The sequence below is a fragment of the Novosphingobium kaempferiae genome (genome assembly GCF_021227995.1).
Lineage (GTDB): Bacteria > Pseudomonadota > Alphaproteobacteria > Sphingomonadales > Sphingomonadaceae > Novosphingobium > Novosphingobium kaempferiae.
Window position 1 is genome coordinate 2749051 of record NZ_CP089301.1, and the last position, 19160, is coordinate 2768210.

General features: G+C 65.3%; 16 protein-coding genes. 2 read left to right on the plus strand and 14 right to left on the minus strand.

Annotation, left to right across the window (positions count from 1 at the left end):
• Nucleotides 1-40: 40 nt before the first annotated feature.
• From tagH to LO787_RS12400, 12 genes are all read right to left on the minus strand, one after another.
• Complete coding sequence (gene tagH / locus LO787_RS12345) at nucleotides 41-1477, minus strand: type VI secretion system-associated FHA domain protein TagH (protein ID WP_232496127.1); 1437 nt, start codon at nucleotides 1475-1477, stop codon at nucleotides 41-43.
• Nucleotides 1478-1481: 4 nt separating this feature from the next.
• Nucleotides 1482-2105, minus strand: a complete 624-nt coding sequence (locus LO787_RS12350; protein ID WP_232496128.1) for a DUF6931 family protein — start codon at nucleotides 2103-2105, stop codon at nucleotides 1482-1484.
• Nucleotides 2105-3973 carry a type VI secretion system Vgr family protein gene (locus LO787_RS12355; RefSeq protein ID WP_232496129.1) on the minus strand — a complete coding sequence of 623 codons (1869 nt, stop codon included), beginning with the start codon at nucleotides 3971-3973 and terminating at the stop codon, nucleotides 2105-2107. Before LO787_RS12355 ends, LO787_RS12350 begins: the two co-directional genes overlap by 1 nt.
• Before the next feature lie 76 nt (nucleotides 3974-4049).
• Complete coding sequence (locus LO787_RS12360) at nucleotides 4050-4520, minus strand: Hcp family type VI secretion system effector (protein WP_232496130.1); 471 nt, start codon at nucleotides 4518-4520, stop codon at nucleotides 4050-4052.
• A gap of 62 nt (nucleotides 4521-4582) precedes the next feature.
• Nucleotides 4583-7222: a type VI secretion system ATPase TssH gene (tssH, locus tag LO787_RS12365; protein WP_420847803.1), complete on the minus strand. Its 2640-nt coding sequence runs from the start codon at nucleotides 7220-7222 to the stop codon at nucleotides 4583-4585.
• A gap of 175 nt (nucleotides 7223-7397) precedes the next feature.
• Complete coding sequence (tssG, locus tag LO787_RS12370) at nucleotides 7398-8483, minus strand: type VI secretion system baseplate subunit TssG (RefSeq protein WP_232496132.1); 1086 nt, start codon at nucleotides 8481-8483, stop codon at nucleotides 7398-7400.
• Nucleotides 8480-10291: a type VI secretion system baseplate subunit TssF gene (tssF, locus tag LO787_RS12375; protein ID WP_232496133.1), complete on the minus strand. Its 1812-nt coding sequence runs from the start codon at nucleotides 10289-10291 to the stop codon at nucleotides 8480-8482. The genes tssG and tssF overlap by 4 nt, the downstream gene beginning before the upstream one ends.
• Nucleotides 10288-10758, minus strand: a complete 471-nt coding sequence (gene tssE / locus LO787_RS12380; RefSeq protein WP_232496134.1) for a type VI secretion system baseplate subunit TssE — start codon at nucleotides 10756-10758, stop codon at nucleotides 10288-10290. Before tssE ends, tssF begins: the two co-directional genes overlap by 4 nt.
• A complete protein-coding gene (gene tssC, locus LO787_RS12385; RefSeq protein WP_232496135.1) occupies nucleotides 10758-12194 on the minus strand; it encodes a type VI secretion system contractile sheath large subunit in 1437 nt (478 codons plus the stop codon). The genes tssE and tssC (LO787_RS12385) overlap by 1 nt, the downstream gene beginning before the upstream one ends.
• Before the next feature lie 16 nt (nucleotides 12195-12210).
• Nucleotides 12211-13707, minus strand: a complete 1497-nt coding sequence (gene tssC / locus LO787_RS12390) for a type VI secretion system contractile sheath large subunit (RefSeq protein ID WP_232496136.1) — start codon at nucleotides 13705-13707, stop codon at nucleotides 12211-12213.
• 6 nt (nucleotides 13708-13713) lie between these two features.
• Entirely contained in the window at nucleotides 13714-14223 is a 510-nt protein-coding gene (gene tssB, locus LO787_RS12395; protein ID WP_232496137.1) for a type VI secretion system contractile sheath small subunit, read from the minus strand.
• A 77-nt stretch (nucleotides 14224-14300) separates the two neighbouring features.
• Nucleotides 14301-15470 (minus strand): type VI secretion system protein TssA, encoded by a 1170-nt coding sequence (locus LO787_RS12400; RefSeq protein ID WP_232496138.1) that lies wholly within the window; start codon nucleotides 15468-15470, stop codon nucleotides 14301-14303.
• Between the two features lie 168 nt (nucleotides 15471-15638).
• Here LO787_RS12400 and LO787_RS12405 point away from each other — a divergent pair, with 168 nt between their 5' ends.
• Nucleotides 15639-15887, plus strand: a complete 249-nt coding sequence (locus tag LO787_RS12405; protein ID WP_232496139.1) for a PAAR domain-containing protein — start codon at nucleotides 15639-15641, stop codon at nucleotides 15885-15887.
• A 130-nt stretch (nucleotides 15888-16017) separates the two neighbouring features.
• On the opposite strand, the gene LO787_RS12410 is transcribed toward LO787_RS12405, so the two are convergent.
• Nucleotides 16018-16539, minus strand: a complete 522-nt coding sequence (locus LO787_RS12410; protein ID WP_232496140.1) for an OmpA family protein — start codon at nucleotides 16537-16539, stop codon at nucleotides 16018-16020.
• Nucleotides 16540-16949: 410 nt separating this feature from the next.
• Here LO787_RS12410 and LO787_RS12415 point away from each other — a divergent pair, with 410 nt between their 5' ends.
• Nucleotides 16950-17843 (plus strand): CPBP family intramembrane glutamic endopeptidase, encoded by an 894-nt coding sequence (locus tag LO787_RS12415; protein WP_232496141.1) that lies wholly within the window; start codon nucleotides 16950-16952, stop codon nucleotides 17841-17843.
• On the opposite strand, the gene LO787_RS12420 is transcribed toward LO787_RS12415, so the two are convergent.
• A complete protein-coding gene (locus LO787_RS12420; RefSeq protein ID WP_232496142.1) occupies nucleotides 17818-19155 on the minus strand; it encodes a M23 family metallopeptidase in 1338 nt (445 codons plus the stop codon). The genes LO787_RS12415 and LO787_RS12420 overlap by 26 nt on opposite strands.
• Between the last annotated feature and the right edge of the window lie 5 nt (nucleotides 19156-19160).

Below are 19160 nucleotides of genomic sequence, written 5' to 3' on the forward strand. Positions count from 1 at the left end.
TCGTCCCCCCGTTGCCCAAGACTACGTCCCCTAAAAGACTCTAACGTGTAGACTTCATGAACTTTTCATAGCCTTCGCGAAAGGCCGAACTCATGATTCCATTGGCATTCGACGTCGCATCTTTTCGCAGGTTTTCATAGACGGTTACATAGAGCGACCAGCGATCGATGCCCCGCTTGCCGAGAAAACCCTTCTTCTGACTTTGCGCGGCCTCCACCAGCCTTTCCATCTCCACAGGAGAAAGGCGCGAGAACGCCGTCGTCAGGGCATTCTGGACGCCCGCCAGCATGGCCATCTGGTGCTTCTTGATGTCCTCGAACGAACTGCGCACCGCCTCCGCGCCATCCATGAAACCGGGCAGAGGCTGGCCGATGACGACCTTCGCCGCATCGAACGCGGGCAGGTGCTTGAGCGGGTTGTTGCGACCCATGCTGAGCTGCGTGCGTTCCACCCGGAACTCGTCCTTGAAGGTCGCGCGGTCCTGCAGGATGTCGCACAGGCCCAGCACAACCTGACGATAGAGCACGCCAAGGCGGTACATGGCGTCGGGCGGAAGCTTCATCTCTTCGGGCGTGACACCGGCGCCTTCGTAGAATGCGGCCCATCCGGCCGCATCAGCGGTTGGAGCAGCCGGTGCCGACGGCGGCGTGACCGTGACACCGGCAACGGGCGTCTCGGGCATCGACTGGGCACCCGGGACGTCGCCAAAACCGCTGAAAGGCTCCCCTGCGAACGCGTCGTTCTGCGCCGGCGGCGCAGGCCGATCCGGCATCGGAATCGAGGGAAACGGATCGAACTCAGGGATCGGCTGTCCGTCGCCTACGCCGTTACCGGGGGCCGCCCAGTCCTCCGGGATGCCGACGCTGCCACCAGCGAACGCAGACTCCGCCATGATCGGGCGCGGCACGAAGGCCTCGCCCAACGGCGATCCGAAGCCGAAGTCGCCGATGGGTGGGGATGGCGGCTGCGCGCCGAAATCCGACATCGGCGGAGCACCGAACGCGTTGCCGGAGAGGAAGTCATGAATCTCTCCGCCGCCGAGATCGCCAAGGAACGGATCGGACGGCCCTGCCCCCCAGATGTCGTCGCCCGCAGTGCTCCCGCCCATCGGCAGCGGCGGTGGAGGCGACGGCGCGAAGGATGCGCCCATCGCATCGGCCGGAGTGCTGATGGTGATGACGAAGTCGTTGATGACCAGCCGATCACCCGGCCTGATCGCCACCGGCTGCCCCGGCACGATCCGCTGCCCAGGCGCATTGAGCGCGACGCCGTTCTTGCTGGTATCGGTGACGTAGAGGTCCAGCCCCATCGCCGCGATGGTGCAATGTTCGCGACTGACGAAGCCCTGCTCGTCGGGCAGAATCAGGTCGCAACTCTTCTCGCTGCGGCCGACCTTGATCTGCCCCGCATCGATCTGGCGGCGGTCGAAGAAACTGCCCGGCGCATCGTTCAGCCGAGAGAGAAGCAGGGTCCACATGCGATCAGGCAGGCCTCGCTTCGGCCAGCCTGCCCCGCAGGTCTGCCTGAGCCTGAGCGCCGTTGCCTCCGCCCATCAGCGCGAGCCCGATCGCCAGCCAGTCGGCAAAGGCGTAGCGTCCCGCCAGCGCGGGATCCTGCGACAGAAGCAGCAGCGCCACACGCGTCGCCACCCCGGGCAGATACGACGGCGGCGGCACCGGCTGCTGCCCGCGCGGCGCGATGGAGGGGCCGGACCAGAACGCGGCGGTGGCCACCCATGCCGGTGCGAAATCCGGGTCGCAGGCATTGGCGATCTCGCCCGCCATCTCGGCGTCGGCGCCACTGCCGCCCTGCACCCACCGTTCGGCCACCGTGACTGCGGCGAGATCCTGCTTGCGCCGGTCGAGGTCGGGCAGCAGGCGGACCGCAAGGCAGGCCCACCAGACCGCCTGCCGATGCGGCAGGATCAGCGACAGCACATGCACCGCATCGCGCACCTGCCCCACATCGACGAGCGCGGTCACAAGCTTCTCCGGATGCCCGATCCGGCCGAGTATCGCCCGCCCTTCCGGCGTAAGGTCCGCCTTCGCTTCCAGTTCGGCGCGCTGGAAACGAAAAGGCACGAAAACAGGCGGAGTCGAGGCCATCAGTTGATCTTCACCAGAGAGCCTTGGGCCGTCAATATGGCGTCGGCCTTTACCTCCACCATGGCTCCATTAAGCTTGGCCTGCGCAGTACCGGTCATCTCGAGTTGGGCGTCCGCCTTGATCGTGATCTTGGTCGACTTGATCTCGATCGCCGTAGGCGTGAGCTTGATCGACGAGCCGCCGACCTTGATCTCGATCTCCGTCTGCGATTCCAGCAGGTTCTTGTCGGTCACCGTCACCGTGCGGGTAGATTTGACGTCGACCGTCTCCTTGCCCTCCACCGTGCGCTTGCGGTCGCGCTTGACCTCAAGCGTCTGGTCACGCTTGATCGTCCCCCAGTCGTCCTGATCGACCTCGCGGCGATAATCGCGTCCGGTATAGAGCTTGATCTCCTCGTTGCCCTCCTTGTCCTCGAAGTAGAACTCCTGGACGATGGAGCCGTTCTTCTCGGTCACAGAGCGCCAACCCGTCTGCGTGACCTTGCTGGCGGGATCGAAAGGATAGGCCTGCGACGGCGTGTAAACCGTACCCGTGACGAGCGGCAGGTCGGGGTTGCCGTACAGAAAATCGATGATGACGCGCGTACCGATGCGCGGAAAGAACTGCGCGCCGTGGGTCGAGTGCGCCCATTGCTGCTGCACGGGTATCCAGACCTGCTTCGGAAACCCGGCCGAGGAATAGTCCCGCGCGTTCGAGATCGCGACCGGAATGCGCCATTCGTCGTCGACCTTGATCTCGCCCGCAGACGCCCCGTCGAACTCGACGACGCCGAGCATCGGCCCCGGCGCCTGCCGCGCGGGCGTATCGACGCGCGGGCGCCAGATCTTCGTCGCGTCGATGGCGGTGAAGCGGTTGGAGTAATGCCCGGTGCCGGCGCCTTCGAACATCCAGGGGTCGTAAGCGGAGTGGGTCACGCTGGTCAGCACCACCCGACGCGGTGCGAAACCGGCCCCGTCGCCATGGATTTCCACGCGACCGCCCGCCATGAAGCTGGACTCGATCGAATTGCCCTCGACCTTGTCGGCGACCTGCCCGCCATGCTCGTCCGTCGCCTTCTGGCGGCTGCCGACGTCACCCGACGCCATCGCCTCGTAGCCGATCGTCTCGTATTCGTGGCTATAGACCGCACCCCAGGCGTCGCCGGACGAACTGTCCTTCAGGAACGGTTCGTCCAGTTTGTTGACGTTGAACGAGACGTGCTTGTGCTTGCGCGATGCGGCCGCGTAGTGCCGCTCCAGCGTGCCGATATGGCCGATCTTGCTGCCCGCCTTGAACTCGACCGGCCCGGCGGCGATGTCCACGTAACTCGCGGGTTTGTCCGTCACGACCATCTTGTGCCGGTATGCCCCCGCACTTCTGTCGTAGACGAAGAAATAGAGGATGCCGTCCTGCGCCAGCAGCCGGGCGAGAAAGTCGATCTCGCTCTCATCGTAGCGCACGGCGTAGCCGCGCTTGGGCGGAGTTGCGGCGACCGACACGGTCTTCACCAGACCCGTCACGTCGGCCGTCATGCCCTCGAATATCTCGACGCTGTTCTTGTCCTGCACGAAATGCGTCGCGCTGGCGTAGGACAGCGCGTGATAGGCGGGCCGGACCTGCACGAAGATGCGCCCGACGTCGTCGTTCACGACCTTGCGCGCGGCATAGATGCGCCCCGCGAAGATGCGCTCTTCTCCGGCTCCGGGATAGATGTCGAACTCCGCCAGCTTGCCGATCCAGCTGGTGAGATCGGGTTCGGCGCTGGTAATCAGTTCCAGACGATAGTCGAAAGGCTGGGAAATCTCTTCCCGCCCCTCGAAACCGACCAGAGCGTAATCCTCCACCGTCGCATCGGCGAGGACGCGAAGATTGAGAAGGTGCTTTTCCATTTCCGTCTACCGCTAGCGGACCGGGCCTGCGGGATGAGCAGCCCCAAACCGGGGTTGCTCATCCCGCCGCCTTCGGTCAGCCGACCGCGTTTTCGATCAGGCTGTAGATCAGGTGCGTCGGGCTGCCACCCTGCTTGCCGTCGCGGCCGGTGAACGACCAGTCGAACTTGGTGAAGTTCAGCGACAGCGATTCCGACGGCAGATCGCCACCGCTCGACATGCTGAAGCCGGAAATGATGACTTCCTCAAGCTTCAGCGTGGCGTAGGCGACGGCCTCGCCCTTGCTTGCCGCGGTGAACGACACGGTACCAGTGCCGACCGCTTCACCCTTGAGCAGCGACTTGAACAGGCCTTCGGACGACTTGTCGACCACCTTGGTCGCCGTGATTTCCGAGACGCTCGGCTCGCTCGTCGTGCGGTCGCCGCCACGCGCGCTGCTGACGCCAAGGCCGGCTCCCCACTGGAAGCTGTTCAGCTCGATCTGGTCCTCGAACCCCTTGGTCGTGGTGCTGCCCTTGATGCTGTCGATCTTGAGATAAATAGCCACTGCATGCCTCCTTCGACTTTATTTTCATGCCCGGGCCGGCCTTCCGGTCGGGCGTCACGCACTCAACCGATAGTGAAAGCGTAGTCCGCGCCTTCGCCTGCGGTCACTTCCACGCGGGCGACCGACTTTCCGTCGGCCCGCATTTCGAGAAGTTGCCCGGCGAGATCGGCGAGAAGCCCGCGCTTCAGGATGTTTTCTATGTTTCGCGCCCCGCTTTCCACCTCGGTGCAACGCTCCACCAGCTTGTCGAGCAGAGCGTCGTCCCAGGTGAATTCCGCACCGTAGTTCGCGACGATGCGCTTCTGGATACGCTCGAGATTGATGACCACGATCTCCTTCAAGATCTCGGGTTCGAGCGGGAAGAACGGCACGGTCGCCACGCGGCCCAGGAAGGCCGGCTTGAAGTATTCGAGCAGCGCGGGCCGAAGTTCCTGCGCCAGCTCCTCGGGCTCGGGCATCTCGGCCTTGCCCTTCGCGCGGCACAAGTCCTCGATGGTGTCGGTGCCCGCGTTCGAGGTCATGATGATGAGGGTGTTCTTGAAGTCGATGTCGCGGCCCTGGCCGTCCTTCATCGAGCCCTTGTCGAAGACCTGGTAGAAGACGTCCTGCACGCCGGGATGCGCCTTCTCCATCTCGTCGAGCAGGATCACCGAGTAGGGCTTGCGCCGCACCGCCTCGGTCAGCACGCCGCCCTCGCCATATCCGACGTAGCCTGGCGCCGCACCGACGAGCGTGGAGACTTTGTGCTCCTCCTTGAACTCGCTCATGTTGATGGTCGTGATGTTCTGTTCGCCGCCGTAGAGCAGTTCGGCGAGCGCCAGCGCGGTCTCCGTCTTGCCGACGCCGGAGGTGCCGCAGAACAGGAAGATGCCCAGCGGCTTCCTCGGATCGGCGAGGCCAGCCCGCGCCGTCTTCACCGTATGCGCGATCATGTCGAGCGCGTAGCGCTGGCCCTTGATGCGGTCGGCGAGCTGGTCCGCCACGGTCAGCAGCGAGCGGATTTCGTCGCCCACCATGCGGCCGACCGGAATGCCCGTCCAGCCCGCCAGTACTTCGGCGACGACGTTGTGATCGACGACGTCGTAGATCATCGGCGTTTCGCCCTGAAGTTCGGCCACCTTGGCCTGCGCCTCGCGCAGTTCGCTGATCGCCGCCTCGGCTTCGGGCGAGCCGTCGGCTGCGTCCGCCACCTTGTCGCGCGCTTCGGAGACGGCTTTCACGGCGGCGAGTTCGGCCTGCCATACGTCGGTCAGGCGCGCCTTCTCCGCCTCGATCTCCTCTCGCTCGGTCGCGGCGGTTGCGAGCCGGGCCTTCACGTCCGCGCCAGCCTTGGCCTCGCGCTCGTACATGCGTACTTCACTGTCGAGTAGCCCGAGACGGCGCTCCAGATCCTCGACCGGGGCGGGTGTCGCCGCCTGGCTGATGCCAACGCGGGCGCAGGCGGTGTCGAGCAGCGAGATCGCCTTGTCGGGCAACTGCCGCCCGGTGATGTAGCGGTGCGACAGGCTGGACGCCGCTTCCAGCGCCTCGCCCAGGATGCGCACGCCATGGTGCTTCTCCAGCACCGGGACGAGGCCGCGCAGCATGGCGACGGCCAGCTTCTCGCTCGGCTCCTCCACCTTGACCACCTGGAAGCGGCGGGTCAGCGCGGGATCCTTCTCGAAGTACTTCTTGTATTCGGCCCAGGTCGTCGCCGCGATCGTCCGCATTTCGCCTCGGGCAAGAGCGGGCTTGAGCAGGTTCGCGGCGTCGTTCTGCCCCTCGGCACCGCCCGCGCCGATCAGGGTATGCGCCTCGTCGATGAACATGATGATCGGCGTCGGGCTTTTCTTCACCTCCTCGATCACCGACTTGAGCCGGTTCTCGAACTCGCCCTTGATCCCTGCACCGGCCTGCAACAGCCCGAGGTCGAGCGAGAGGAGACGGATGTTCTTCAACGCCTCCGGGACGTCGCCTTGTACGATGCGCAGGGCAAAGCCTTCGACCACCGCGGTCTTGCCGACGCCCGCCTCACCGGTGAGGATGGGATTGTTCTGCCGACGCCGCGTCAGGATATCGACGATCTGGCGGATTTCGGGATCGCGCCCGAAGATGGGATCGATCTTCCCGTCGCGGGCCTGCTGCGTCAGGTCGATGCAGTACTTTGACAGGGCATCGCCACCACCAGGAGCGCCCGGCTGCAACGGCGCCGGGCCGCCGGACGCCGCAGGAGCAGCAGCGACCTTCGCCTCCTCGGAATTGGCGGTGATCTTGTCGAACGCGGTTTTCAGCGTCTCCGCCGGGATCTTCGCGAACTGCGAACTGATGTCGCGCGCGGAGCCGGTGAATTCGTTGCTGGTGAGCAGAGCCAACAGCAGGTGGCCCGAACGCACGAGCCCGGCCCCATACTCCAGCGAGCCGACCAGCCACGCCTCACGCACCAGCTTCACGAGGTTCGGCGCGATGGCGGGAGAGCGGCCGTTGCCGGTCTTGAACCCGTCGATCTGGCGATTGATGTCCTGCGCCAGACGGCCGAGATCGATCTCGAAATGCGTGGCGATAACGGCAAGGTCGGAGGTCTGCTTTTCCAGCAGGCGGTTCAGCCAGTGCTCCACCTCGATGTCGTAATTTGTGCGCGAAAGGGCCAGTCCCGCAGCCGCTTCGAGCGCCTGCCGGCAAGTATCGTCAAGCTTCCCGATGAGACTCTTGAGATTCAACTCCACGCCCCTTCCCCCAATGCTGCGCGCAGCCGGGCAAACTTGCCGACCGCACAATGCCCCGCAATTCTCCGTCGTCAATTAACGTTGACTGTTATGCTGCGGCCCGTGGAAATTTGAATCAGCGAAGAAAATATCTGCGATTTTGCTTTGGCATGCTTAGTAACTGAACAGATTGCACTCAACCTGTTTTTCGCGTCATTGCGGTCGGATCGATCGGAATCAGACAGTCATTTGCAACGTCTTCGGACCTTTCCGGAATTCCCATCCACGTCGTCCATCCAAGCATGGCCGGCGACTCGGAATCCCCCAGCCGCAACTCGGGGATATCGGCTGTCGCGATCAGCAGCCGCATCGACGGCCTTTGCTCGATCCCCGCAGCAAGAGCGCACAATTGCGTGACCTCGCGTCGCGCTTCCCGGCGACAGCAGAAGTCCTGCAACTGGCGATAGGTCAGCGGCCCGATCTCGACGACATAGTGGTGCTGCGCATCCAGCACCGCCGCACCGATCATCGCTGCGGCGCTGACTCCGCTTTGCTGCGCATCGGCGGGCTGGCCGAGCTGCGCGAACTGCGCGTCGAACCCTCCGATACGGGTCTGTTCGGCAGGCGGAACCGCCATCCACGTCGGCACCGCCTCGACCACGCGCAGCGGCAGACCGGTCATGACCCGTAGCACCGCCTCCACACTGGCCGCGCTGCGCCGCGTGTCGGCAAGGTGGCCGACGAGCGTGACCAACGCATTGTCGCGCATGTCGAGCCGGTCGCGCGCGCCGTCGTAGCCGATGCCCGCGAGCGTCACGAGCATCTCCTGCACCGGATCGCGGCCCCGCGCAGGCCCTTCGCGCCCGGCCCGCTCGGCCATCAGCGGCCAGGAATATTTCTCGGCGATGCGCCAGAAGAACGAGAGCGCGCGGTGATCGAAGATCGCAAGAAAGTGCCCGAAGGCGAAATCGCGCGCGCGCCGGCGCTGCAACTGCAATTCGCTGTAGGGCGGCGGCAGCGCGGGGGTCGCGCCCGCAAGCCCCATCACGTTGGCGACGATGCGCACCTGTTCGCGCTCGCCCGCCTCCGCCGCAGCGACATCGTTGGCGGGCGCGAACATGCGGTCGGAAGCAGCGAAGCGCGCGGGTTCGGCAGCGGGCAGATCGTCGCGCCCGCTCTCCGCCCCGTTTCCACGCGAGGCCGCCCAGCCCTGCACGGTGCGCGCGGCCTGCACGAACGTGGAACGACGCAGCCGCTCCAGCAGGTCGGCGAGGACGATCATATCAGCGGCCGGTCGCCGATGCGCGGCGCCCACGTCTTCCAGGCCCCGGTCTCGCGCTGCAACCGCGCCGTCACCCGCACGAAGCTGTTGAGCGCGCAGGCCCCGGCAAGGAACCGCTCGATCACGGCGCAGAGCAGGAACGAGCCCGAGCCCGAAAGCCGCTCGTCATCCAGTTCCAGCGTCACATCGATGCCCGAACACATCGCCGTATGCCCCTTGAACCGCAGCCGCGCCACGCCGGGCGAGGACGTGACCGAGATCAGCCTTTCGCGCAGATATTCGCTGTCGGGCGTGTTGCCCGTGTCGTAGATCGCCAGCACTTCGCGCAGCGCCTCGCCCGAAAGTTCGTCGCCCACCAGCGTCAGATAGTTGAGCGAGAGTTGCCCGATCAGCTTCCAGTGCGCGGAAGGGCCCCGCGCGGGCCGCCGCGTCGGCGTCGGCTTGGTGAGCGCGCTGACGCCGGCCAGGCCGTTGATCGTGCCCGCCACTTCCAGATAAGGCCGTCCGCCGCCGAACGGCAGCCGCGCAGGCAGATCGCGGTTCGTGGCAAGGATGCTGGTGTTCACCACCGTCGTATCCTCGGCCAGCAGTTGCGCCTTGAGGTCGGCGATGGTCAGGAACACGTCGTCGCCGCCGCCGATGCTGAAGCTCGATCGCCGCGCGGTGGAATGGAAGAACGTGCCCAGTTCGGTCGATCCGCGCCGGAACGAATAGAGCGACGGCGTCTCGATCCGCTCCCCGCTCGCCGTCTGCAGCGTCACGCTGGTGACGGAATGGACCTCGATCGCATCCTCGTGCAGCGCGCTCGGCACGATGCGGTACTCGACCGAAGTGTGATCGAGATGGATCGGCTCGGCCTCCAGCGGAAAAAGGTTGAGCGCGGGGACGGCGTGCAGTTCGAAGTCATCGGCCCGGACCACGCGTTCCAGCTCCGACGAGATGCGGTCGAAGAACAGGTAGACCTCGAAGCGGTTGCCCTCGGCATTGATGAGGCGGCGGTCGAGCCCGGAAATCTCGAAGAACAGGTGCTTGTGCGGGTAAGCGAAATGCTCCTGCAGCAAGGCATAGGGCTTGCGCGCGGTGCGCGGCTGCGGGAGCAGAAGCTCGTCCTCGTCCAGCCCAAGCAGACGCACATTCTCGGGGCCCAACGCCACCGCGTTGGCATCGGTCGCCCCGGTGGCCACCGCCGCGCCGATGAGGTTCGCGCCGATCTGCTCCAGCAGGATCTGCGCCCGCCGCCCGTCGCTCTTGATGAACAGCCGCAGCGATTCGATGTCGAGCTTGGCCAGCTCCACTTCCGGCTTGGTCGTCTCAAACGTAAGCCGCAGCATTCCGCGCGCCGCACCCGTCCCCACCGGCGCCTCGAACGGCGGCCCGACCATCGCTGCCTCGGCCAGTCGCAGGGGTAGCAGGCGCGTGTCCGAGCACAGCCGATAGCGACAGGCGACACCATCGATCGGCTCGGTCGTCACCGTGGTTCCGCCGGGAACCGTCACCGCTTCGGCCATGTCGGCGCCGGGCTCCAGCCGTACCACCATCAACGACGGCAGCGGCTGGATGAGGTGCGGATACAGCGTCAGCAGCAGCGCGTCGGACAGTTCGGAATAGTCTTCCTCAAGCTTGTGCCGCAGTCGCCCGTTGAGGAACGCCACCGACTCGATCAGGCGGCTGACGTGCGGATCCTCGATCGCATCGCGGCTGATCCTGAGGCGCGCGGCATAGCGCGGATAGGCCTCCGCAAAGGCCCCCGCGTTGCGCTTGAGGTAATCGAGCTCGCGCTGGTAGTAGGCGATGAGGTCGTCGATCATCCGGGAAGCGCCACCTCGATCGTCCGGTCGCCGGGGCGAACGGCTGCTTCGTAGACCACGGCTTCCTCGCTCTGCACGACGGTGAGCACCGCAGAGATGCGCAGGCGCATCCCCCGCGAGGTCGGCCCCTCGTCCATCTCGATCTCGATGTTCGACAGGCGCGGTTCGTGTTCGCGGATGACCTGCGCGATCGTGCGGCGGACACGCTCCCTGACGGCGGCGACGGACATGTCCTCGGTCGAAAGGTCGGGAATGCCGTAGCCCAGGATCGTGCGATCGAGCCCGGGATAGCGGGCCGTGACCGGCAGCCACGGGCGCTTGGTGTTCAGCAGGCTCTCAAGATCGCGGCGCAGCGCCACCTTGTAGCGCGCGATGGCCTCCTCCTCGGTCTCGTGCGCGTCGGCGGAGTCGTGGGGATCGTCGTCGATCAGGCGGTCGACCAGAGACTGCGTGATGATCCGCGCCATCAGGCCGCTGCCTCGTTGCCGATCACGGTGGCGAGCCGGAATTCGGAGGTGATCTGGTCGAGCTGGTAATGCGGCCTCAGGTGGATTTCGCAGCCATAAGTGCCGGGCTTGCCCGCCACCTCATGCACGCTGACGGTGCCCTCGCGCAGTGGGTAACGCACGCGCATTTCGGGGGAGGCGTCGTCGTTGCCGGTGACGTAAGTATGCAGCCAGCGCTGGAGCAGCCGCTCGCACTCGGCGGCGTCGTTGTACTTGCCCACCCAGTCGCGCGCGATGACCTTCACGTAATGGGCGAAGCGCGAGACGCACAGGATGTAGTTGAGCATCGCGCCCATCTTCGCGTTCATCCGCGCGGCCTCCCCGTCGTAGTCGGGCGGGCGATGGAGGCTCGGCAGGTTCATGAAGGCGGCGTTGCCCGTCAGGTGCAGCTGGCGCAGCACCAGCAGGCCCTGTTCGTTCAGGGTGACTTCCTGATCCTCCGAGATCGCGTTCTCGACAGCGAAGCGCGCGACGAAGCCGGTGCGGTCGCTCGGCAGGAAATGGCGGATCGGGCCATCGACGATCCCCGCCTCCCCTGGCGGCAGCGTCCCACGGATTGCGGCGGGCCAGCGGTGCCGGGCCATGGCCCGCGCGGTGACATGCGCGACGCCGAACGCGCCGTTCAGCCACAGCAGTTCGCGCGGGCCGGAAACCTTCTCGTCATAGACGAAACCGAGCCGCGGATGATCGCGTCCCCGGTGGGGCCTGCGCGCCAGCAGACGGGGCGCCACCGCACCAACGAAGCGGCTGTCCGGCCGCGACCGGACGCGGTTCCAGCGCGCGAAGGACTGGTCCGCGAACGTGGCGCTCAGATCCTGCCGCAAGTCGAGTTCGTCCAGCCCGTCCAGCGCCAGCATCGACGGGTCGACGCCGAACACGAAGGGGCAGAACGAGGCCGCAGCGACTTCCATGAGCCCTTCGAGAACCTCGACGTCGTCCACCTTGCTGCCCCGCCCGAGGCGATGCGAGATGGGGTGATCGACCACCATGACCCCGAAGGGCTTGCCCCCCGGCATCCCGAATTCCTGCGTGTAGACGAGATCGAACACAGCGCTCTGATCGAAATCCAGCGCCCGTTCGAGGTCGCGCGCGATCTCGGTCCAGCGCACGTCGAGGATGCGCAGGCGCACCGAGGGGTCGTCGATCCCGTCCGCCAGCCAGGCGACGCCGCGCCACAGCGCTTCCAGTTTCTGCAGCGCGGGATGGTGGAGGATGGCGTCGAGCTGGCGACCGAGATCCCGGTCGATCTGCGCGATGAGCCCGGCGGCTGTGGCACGCAGCCTCGGGAAGTCCCCCGCCTCGTGTTCCGCCTGCGCCGCGCCGCCATCGGGCAGCGCGGCAGGGGCTAGCGGCGACGTCGCATCCTGCGCCTCGGCAATCAGAGGCGACGTCGCCATTGTCGTGGCTCGACCGTCAGGAGGCGGTCGGAATGCGCGCGACGAGGCGCATCGAGGTCGTCAGTTCCTCGAACTGCAGCCACGGACGCAGATGCGCCACCGCGCTGTAGGAACCCGGCGCGCCGGGCACTTCCTTCACCTCGACCCGCGCTTCGCGGAGCGGATACTTGGCGCGGGCTTCCTGGCCTGCCCCCTCGGTGGCGTCGACATAGTTCATGATCCAGCGGTTCAGCCAGGTCTCGCAGTCGCTCGCCTCCATGAAGGAGCCGATCTTGTCGCGCGCCATGACCTTCAGGTAATGCGCGAAGCGGCTGGTCGCCATGATGTAGGGCAGGCGCGCCGAGATCGCCGCGTTGGCCGTCGCTTCGGGACGGTCGTAGACCTTGGGCTTCTGGGCGGTCTGCGCACCGAAGAAGACCGAATAGTCGGTGTTCTTGTAGTGGCAGAGCGGCAGGAAACCGAGGTCGGACAGTTCCTTCTCGCGCCGGTCGGTGATGCCGATCTCGGTCGGGCACTGGGTATCGAGATCGCCGTCGTCGGACTGGAAGACGTGGGTGGGCAGGTTGGAAACCTTGCCCCCGCCCTCGGCGCCGCGGATCGCGGTACACCAGCCGTACTGCGCGAAGGCATCGGTCATGCGCGCCGCGAGCGCGTAGGATGCGTTCATCCAGCAGTAGTCGTCATGGTCCATGGCCTTGGGCGCGCCGGCATCGTCGCGCGGGGCCTCCTCGTACTCGAAACCCTCGACCTTCTTGGTGTCGCGCCCGTAAGGCAGGCGCGCCAGCACCCGCGGCATCGTCAGGGTGACGAAGCGCGCATCCTCCGACTGCCGGAACGAGTTCCATTTGGTGTAGTCGGCCGTCTCGAACAGCTGCTTCATGTCCATCGGCTTGGACAGTTCCTTGTAGGAATCCATGCCGAAGACGTTGGAATCGGCCGCGGAGATGAAAGGCGTGAAGCCCGCCGCCGCGACGCTCGAGATATTGGTGAGAAGCTCCACGTCGTCCGGGTGCTTGGTGAAGTAGTAGTCACCCACCAGCGCGCCGAAGGGCATGCCGCCCGCCATGCCGAACTGCTCCTCGTAGACCTTCTTGTAGAGGGTCGACTGGTCGAAGTCGGTCGCCTTGGAGAGATCGTTGGCGATCTCCTTCTTGGTGGCGTTGAACAGCTGGACCTTGAGCGTGGTGCTGATCTCGGAGTTCTTCACGAGATAGTTCAGGCCGCGCCAGGTGCCTTCGATCGCCTTGAACTTCTCGGCATGCATGATCGCGGCGAGCTGCTCGGAAATCTGGGCATCGATCTTGGCGATCGCATCCTTGAGCGTGACGGTCATGTTCTTGTTGAACTGGACGGTGCCGCTCATCGCCTCTTCGGCGAGCGTACGCATCAGTTCCTCGACGCGCGAGGGCTCGGTCTGCTTGGTGACGCTGATCGCCGCATCGAGCAGGCTGACCGGTGCATCGACGGTTTCGGCCTGCGCGGCGCTGCCGCCCTGGGTTTCCAATTCGGACATGGTCTCTTACTCCGCGGGCTTTTCGGTGCCGAACTGGGCGGAAAGCTGGCCCAGCTTCTCCTGATCGCCGAGAATCTGCTCCAGCAGGCTTTCGAGCTGCTCGGAGCTGTCGGCCTTGGCCATGAGGTCGCGCAGACGGTTGCGCGTTTCCATCAGCTTGCGCAGCGGCTCGACCTGCTCGACGATCTTCTCGGGCTCAAAGTCGTCCATTGAGGAGAACTTGAGGTTGACCTCGAACTCCTTGCCGTTCTTCTCCAGCGTGTTCTCGACCTTCATCTTAACGGCCGGTTCGATCCGGGCCATGACCTGATCGAACTTGTCCTTCTTGAGATCGATGAACTTGCGTTCCTTGAGGCTCTTCTTGGACACCGTGGAATCGCCGGAGAAATCGCCCATCACGCCGATGACGAAGGGCAGTTCCTTGACCTCCTGCGCGCCTTCCGTCTCGACGTCGTAGGTGATGTGGACGCGCGGCTTGCGCACCCTCTTGAGCTTGTCGTGCACCGAGTCAGCCATTGTGATCTCCCTCGATTACGTCCCGGTTGCGGGGCGTCCACCTGTCGGCGCCCCGTGGCCCCCGTCGGGCCGATGTCCTAGTAACCGTCGCTGTTCGCCTCTTCTTCCGCAGGCGGCTTGATACCCGAACGCCAGTAGAAGTCCCTACGTGCCGAGTCGTCGGGAATGAGCTCATTGAGAAGGTCATGAAGACTCATTCGCGCCCTTCGGTCAACCTCGCGCAGCGTTTCTCCAAGCGGCGAAAGCGGTTCGTATTGCGCAAAGTAATCGGCCGCCGCGCCGACTGCCTTCAAGGCATCGTCGCGCCGTGTAATCTTGCCGGCAACGAAGCCGTCGGATGCCGCAGGAGCGCCCGTGCCGCCATCACTTGCGCCCGCGCCCGCCTCAGCCACGGCCGCCGGCTCATCCGCTGTCGCGGTGGAAGGCGCCATCGCGGTGAGCCAGGCTCGGATCGCCTTGAGTTCCTCCCCCAGCCGAGAGGCGGCCGGGAACTGCGGCCTGGTTCGCTCCGAAATGAAGGCGATCGTGCGGCGCCAGCCGTCGTCCGCTTCACCGGCAAGCTTCGCTGCACGGCCCAACACGTCGCCGGAGAGGCGACGGCCATGCGCCTCGATCCCCCGATAGAGCTCGTTCGCTTCCTCGATCCGCGCGCTTTTCGAATCGCCCGAAAGCCCCTGCGATGCAGTCATCGCGGCGTCGGCGCGCACCTTGTCGAGATAGCGCAGTTCACCGTCGTTGGTGCGGGCGATGGCCAGCTTGCGCAGCGGCTGGATCAGCGCGCCGTCCTTGTCGTTGCTGCCGCCCGAAAGGCCCGAGAGCGGCTGGAAACGCGCGGCGATGCCATCGTCCTCGTCCTCGGCCGGGTAGAGCCCCTGATCCCAGAACGCCTCCACGAAGTCCGCCAGCAGCGCCATCGCCGCGCCGAGATCGGCAAGGCCATCGCTGCGCGCGGCGGCTTCGACGATGACGCTCATCGGTTCGAGATCCTTGCCGTGAACACTCAGGTACTCGATCGAATTTTCCGCCAGCGTTTCCCAGTCCCAGCCGCCGTCGGGCAGAACGAAGTCGTCGTCGGTCATCGCGGCGGCCTGCTCGAGCCGGACGATCGCCTTGCGCTGCGAGCGGATGTCGCGCAGCAGATCGCCCGCCGCGCCTTCATCCTCGCGCCCGTCGAGACCTGCGGCGGAACCGGACGAGTCTTCGATCGGCGCAAGAATCGCCTGCCTACGTTCTTCGTCGATAAGCACGATCGACCCCAACTCCCCAGTTAGCCCACTGAATTTACAGCTTTCGCTGCAGCACTCCACTTCTTTTTTGCATGCTGACAGGACTCGTCATAAGTTGTGCATCGGAAACGGACTATACGGTACTTCATGCCACCCGCATCACGACTTACCGATATGCATACCTGCCCTATGGTAACGGGCGTAGTTCCGCATGTCGGCGGCCCTATCCTTGCGCCGGGCGCCCCCACCGTGCTGATCGGTGGACTGCCCGCAGCGCGCGTGACGGACCAATGCACCTGCGTCGGCCCGCCGGACGTCATCCTGATGGGCAGCACGACCGTCCTGACCTGCAACCTGCCGCAAGCCCGCATCGGAGACCCGACGGCGCATGGCGGCGTGATTGTGCTGGGCTGCCCGACCGTCATCGTCGGCGGCTGAGTCTCCCCTCATTGCCATTGCGGTTTGCTGCACTTGCAAGTTGCAGCATTTCTCCGCGCCGGGGTGGCCGATGGCCCGGAAGGCGGGCAAGCGCCATCCGGGCCAGGCCCCGCCCCCGGGCGGTTAACTCTCAGTAGCGGACGATCTCGACCCGGCGGTTGCTGGCGTCCGCCGCAGTGGTGCCGTCACGCGGATGATCGAAGCCGTAGCCGACCGCGCGCAGCTTGCTGGCCGGAACACCCTGACCCACGAGGTACGCCACCACCGACTGCGCACGCTCACGCGAAAGCTGCCGGTTATAGGCGGCCGAGCCGACATTGTCGGTATGCCCCTCGATCACAAACTGGCGCGTTCCGGGCACATCCTTTAGCTGGCGTGCGAAGATGTCGGCCTGCGCGCGTGCGTCAGGCGTCAACGTGGCCGACGCGTTTTCGAACGAGAGGCGCATGTCGAGCGACTTGCGCGAGGCGGGCATCGTCGCCAGCCGGGCCGCTCCGCTGGACTTGCCCGCCGACGGCTTGCCGCTGGAACCGGACACATAGCGCGCGGGCGCCGAGGGCCGGGCCGATCCCGGCTTGGTCGCGGCTGCCTTGGCGTTCGTGGAAAGGTGGAACCCGCGCGTCTCTTCTACGCGACAGATGCCCGAGTTCATGCACTCGTCGTCATCATTTACATCCGCTTTGGCGCTATCTGAAGCTTTCGTCTCGTCGCAGCCAGAAACGAAACACTTGATTTCTTCCTCGCTTACAGCGTTCTGCGCCGAAGCAACTTGTGCGCCTGCAAAAATGGACATGCCCAGCAGGGCGGCAATCGAAGCCCTGAACATGACAGACTTCCCCTATCCACCACCTGATCGAATCGATGCCGCCTAGATACTCCGCATAGGAGTCATAAACAACCATATGGCAAAGGTTTAACAGGGCTCGTCATGTAGAGGCACAGTCCTTGTCATGACGAGCTGTGCTCGATGGCGGAACGAATTGGGCTTGTCGGGCGGATGTTTTGTGCGATCTAGGCCGGGCATTAAAGTCAACGCGGGAACTCAACGGGGGCAGAAGGTCGATGCAGAGCACGCAATCGTCGGCTACGCAGGCCATCGGCCACCCGGCATGGGGACTGGCCAGCGTGGCGGTGGCGGCACTGGTCGCGATGGCGATGCTGCTCGGGCTGCCCTATCTGTTCGGACACCTGCTGGAGATACCCGCGTTCGCCGCAATGTCGCCCGCGACGCTCGAAAGCGTGTTCACGCTCTGCTGTTTCGGGCTTCTCGGCGGCTTCGGCATAGTCGCGGTGCGTTTCAGCATGCTCTCGGTGCCGTTCAGTGCGCATGGTCCTGCGCTTGCGGCGACCGGTCTAGGCATCGGCGCAATCGGCCTCGCGGTCTCCGTCGCCCTGTGCGCGATTGCCGGAACCGCACAGCAGGGAACGTCGGAAAACGGCGGCGGAGCGGGCCTTCTGCTGCTGGAAACCGCGCTTCTGGTGATCCAGAGCGGCGCCGAGGAACTCTATTTCCGCGCCTGGCTGCAGAAGGATCTGGAACGCCGCTGGGGCATCTGGCCGGCGCTGGCCGTAACGGCAACATTGTTCGCAGCACTGCACTTCGTCGCTGCAGCAAGCGAGCCGCTGACCTTCGTGACGATGCTGCTGGGAGGCGTGCTTTTCGGCCTATCCTACTGGAAATCAGGCTCTTTCGTGCTCCCCTGGGCGATCCATTTCAGCTGGAACTGGGCCGAGGAAATCGGCTTCGGCCTGACCCCCAACCCCGGCACCGGAACCTTCGGATCGATCTTGGACCTCGACCTCGTCGGCCCGGTCTGGTGGGGCGGCGGAGGGGAAGGATTGAACGCCAGCCTGTCCTCGATCGTCGTGCTCATCGCCCTAATCGCCGCAGTTGCAGCTTGGCCAAGCCGGTCCGCCGACGCAGTCCTGTTCAGGAAGATTCCTGCGCGCGGCTGACATCGATACGATCGCGCACCTGCTCAAACGCGCGCATCTGCGCGCCCGTCAGGGACTGACGTTCGGACGCATCGGGCTGGATGGTCAGTGGATCGATCTTCTCGTCATTGATGTGGACTTCGTAGTGCAGGTGCGGCCCGGTGGTGCATTTCCCGGTCGTGCCAACGTAACCGATGATGAAGCCCTGTGCGACCGGCTCGCCCGCGTGGAGGCCCTCGGCATAGCGGCTGAGGTGGAAGTAGCGCGTCTCCATGCCGTTTGCGTGGCTGATGATGACCATGTTGCCCGCGCAGGAACTCGGCGAGGCGCTCGTCACAGTCCCTGCCGCCGCCGCATAGATCGGAGTACCGATGGGCGCAGCGAAGTCCACGCCGCCGTGCAGGCGCGTATAGTGCAGCACCGGGTGAAAGCGCATGCCGAACTTCGACGTGATGCGCGCACCGTCGACCGGGGTGCGCATCAGCGAGCGGGCGACAGTCCGGCCGCTGGCGTCATACCAGCCCTCTTCCTCGCCGCCGGGCGTGAAACGGTAGACAGCCGCCGACTTCGCCTGCGTGGTCATCGAGGCGTAGAGCAGCTGCGGCGCGCCCTGCGCCTCTCCCGAAGCGTTGACAGACTGCGCATAGGCCAGTTCGAAAGCATCCCCCGCCGCGACTTCGCGCTGAAAGTCGAAATCGAACGCCAGCGCCTTGGCGAAAGGCGAGATCAGCGAATTGGGCACGCCGATCGCCACCGCCGAGGTGTAGAAGCTGTCGCCGTCCATGATGCCGTGCATGACAACGATCTTCTCGCTCACCTGGGCGGCGAGACGGCTCGTCTCCAGCCGACCGTCCTCGCCAAGTCGCACCACGGCGCCGGAACTGTCGGAGTTGGAGGCTTGCAGCCGATAGAACTGCAAGGCCCCGCCCGCCCGCGTCACTTCCAGCACGGCCCGGACCTCGCCATCCGGGGCGAGCGCCGGGCGCGCTTCCGCGGCCACCTTCCCCGCCATGCCGGCATCGAGGCCGAAGCGTTGCAGGGCACTTTCCAGTTCACTCGCATTGGCGAGCAGCAGCGTGCGGCGTACCGTCTGGGTTTCGGGAACAGCGGTGGCTGCCGCCTCTCCGGATGCAGCTACGACCGGTTGCCCCGCTGGCCTTGAAAGCCATGCCCCGAGGGCGCCCATCAGCAGAACCGCTCCACCCACCCCGATACCGACCAGTTGCCGCCGCCCGGAGGATCGGCGCGCCTCGCGCATGTCGAGCGAACGCTGCGGCGACCACGCCGCCGCCCATACACGCGGGTCGTAGGAATTCACGAAAGGTTCGCTCATGTACC

Coding starts and splice junctions, on each gene's coding strand:
- tagH (WP_232496127.1), bottom strand. CDS start 1,477: ATGTGGACCCTGCTTCTCTCTCGGCTGAACGATGCGCCGGGCAGTTTC.
- LO787_RS12350 (WP_232496128.1), bottom strand. CDS start 2,105: ATGGCCTCGACTCCGCCTGTTTTCGTGCCTTTTCGTTTCCAGCGCGCC.
- LO787_RS12355 (WP_232496129.1), bottom strand. CDS start 3,973: ATGGAAAAGCACCTTCTCAATCTTCGCGTCCTCGCCGATGCGACGGTG.
- tssG (WP_232496132.1), bottom strand. CDS start 8,483: ATGATCGTCCTCGCCGACCTGCTGGAGCGGCTGCGTCGTTCCACGTTC.
- tssF (WP_232496133.1), bottom strand. CDS start 10,291: ATGATCGACGACCTCATCGCCTACTACCAGCGCGAGCTCGATTACCTC.
- tssE (WP_232496134.1), bottom strand. CDS start 10,758: ATGGCGCGGATCATCACGCAGTCTCTGGTCGACCGCCTGATCGACGAC.
- tssC (WP_232496135.1), bottom strand. CDS start 12,194: ATGGCGACGTCGCCTCTGATTGCCGAGGCGCAGGATGCGACGTCGCCG.
- tssC (WP_232496136.1), bottom strand. CDS start 13,707: ATGTCCGAATTGGAAACCCAGGGCGGCAGCGCCGCGCAGGCCGAAACC.
- tssB (WP_232496137.1), bottom strand. CDS start 14,223: ATGGCTGACTCGGTGCACGACAAGCTCAAGAGGGTGCGCAAGCCGCGC.
- LO787_RS12405 (WP_232496139.1), top strand. CDS start 15,639: ATGGTAACGGGCGTAGTTCCGCATGTCGGCGGCCCTATCCTTGCGCCG.
- LO787_RS12410 (WP_232496140.1), bottom strand. CDS start 16,539: ATGAACTCGGGCATCTGTCGCGTAGAAGAGACGCGCGGGTTCCACCTT.
- LO787_RS12415 (WP_232496141.1), top strand. CDS start 16,950: ATGCAGAGCACGCAATCGTCGGCTACGCAGGCCATCGGCCACCCGGCA.
- LO787_RS12420 (WP_232496142.1), bottom strand. CDS start 19,155: ATGAGCGAACCTTTCGTGAATTCCTACGACCCGCGTGTATGGGCGGCG.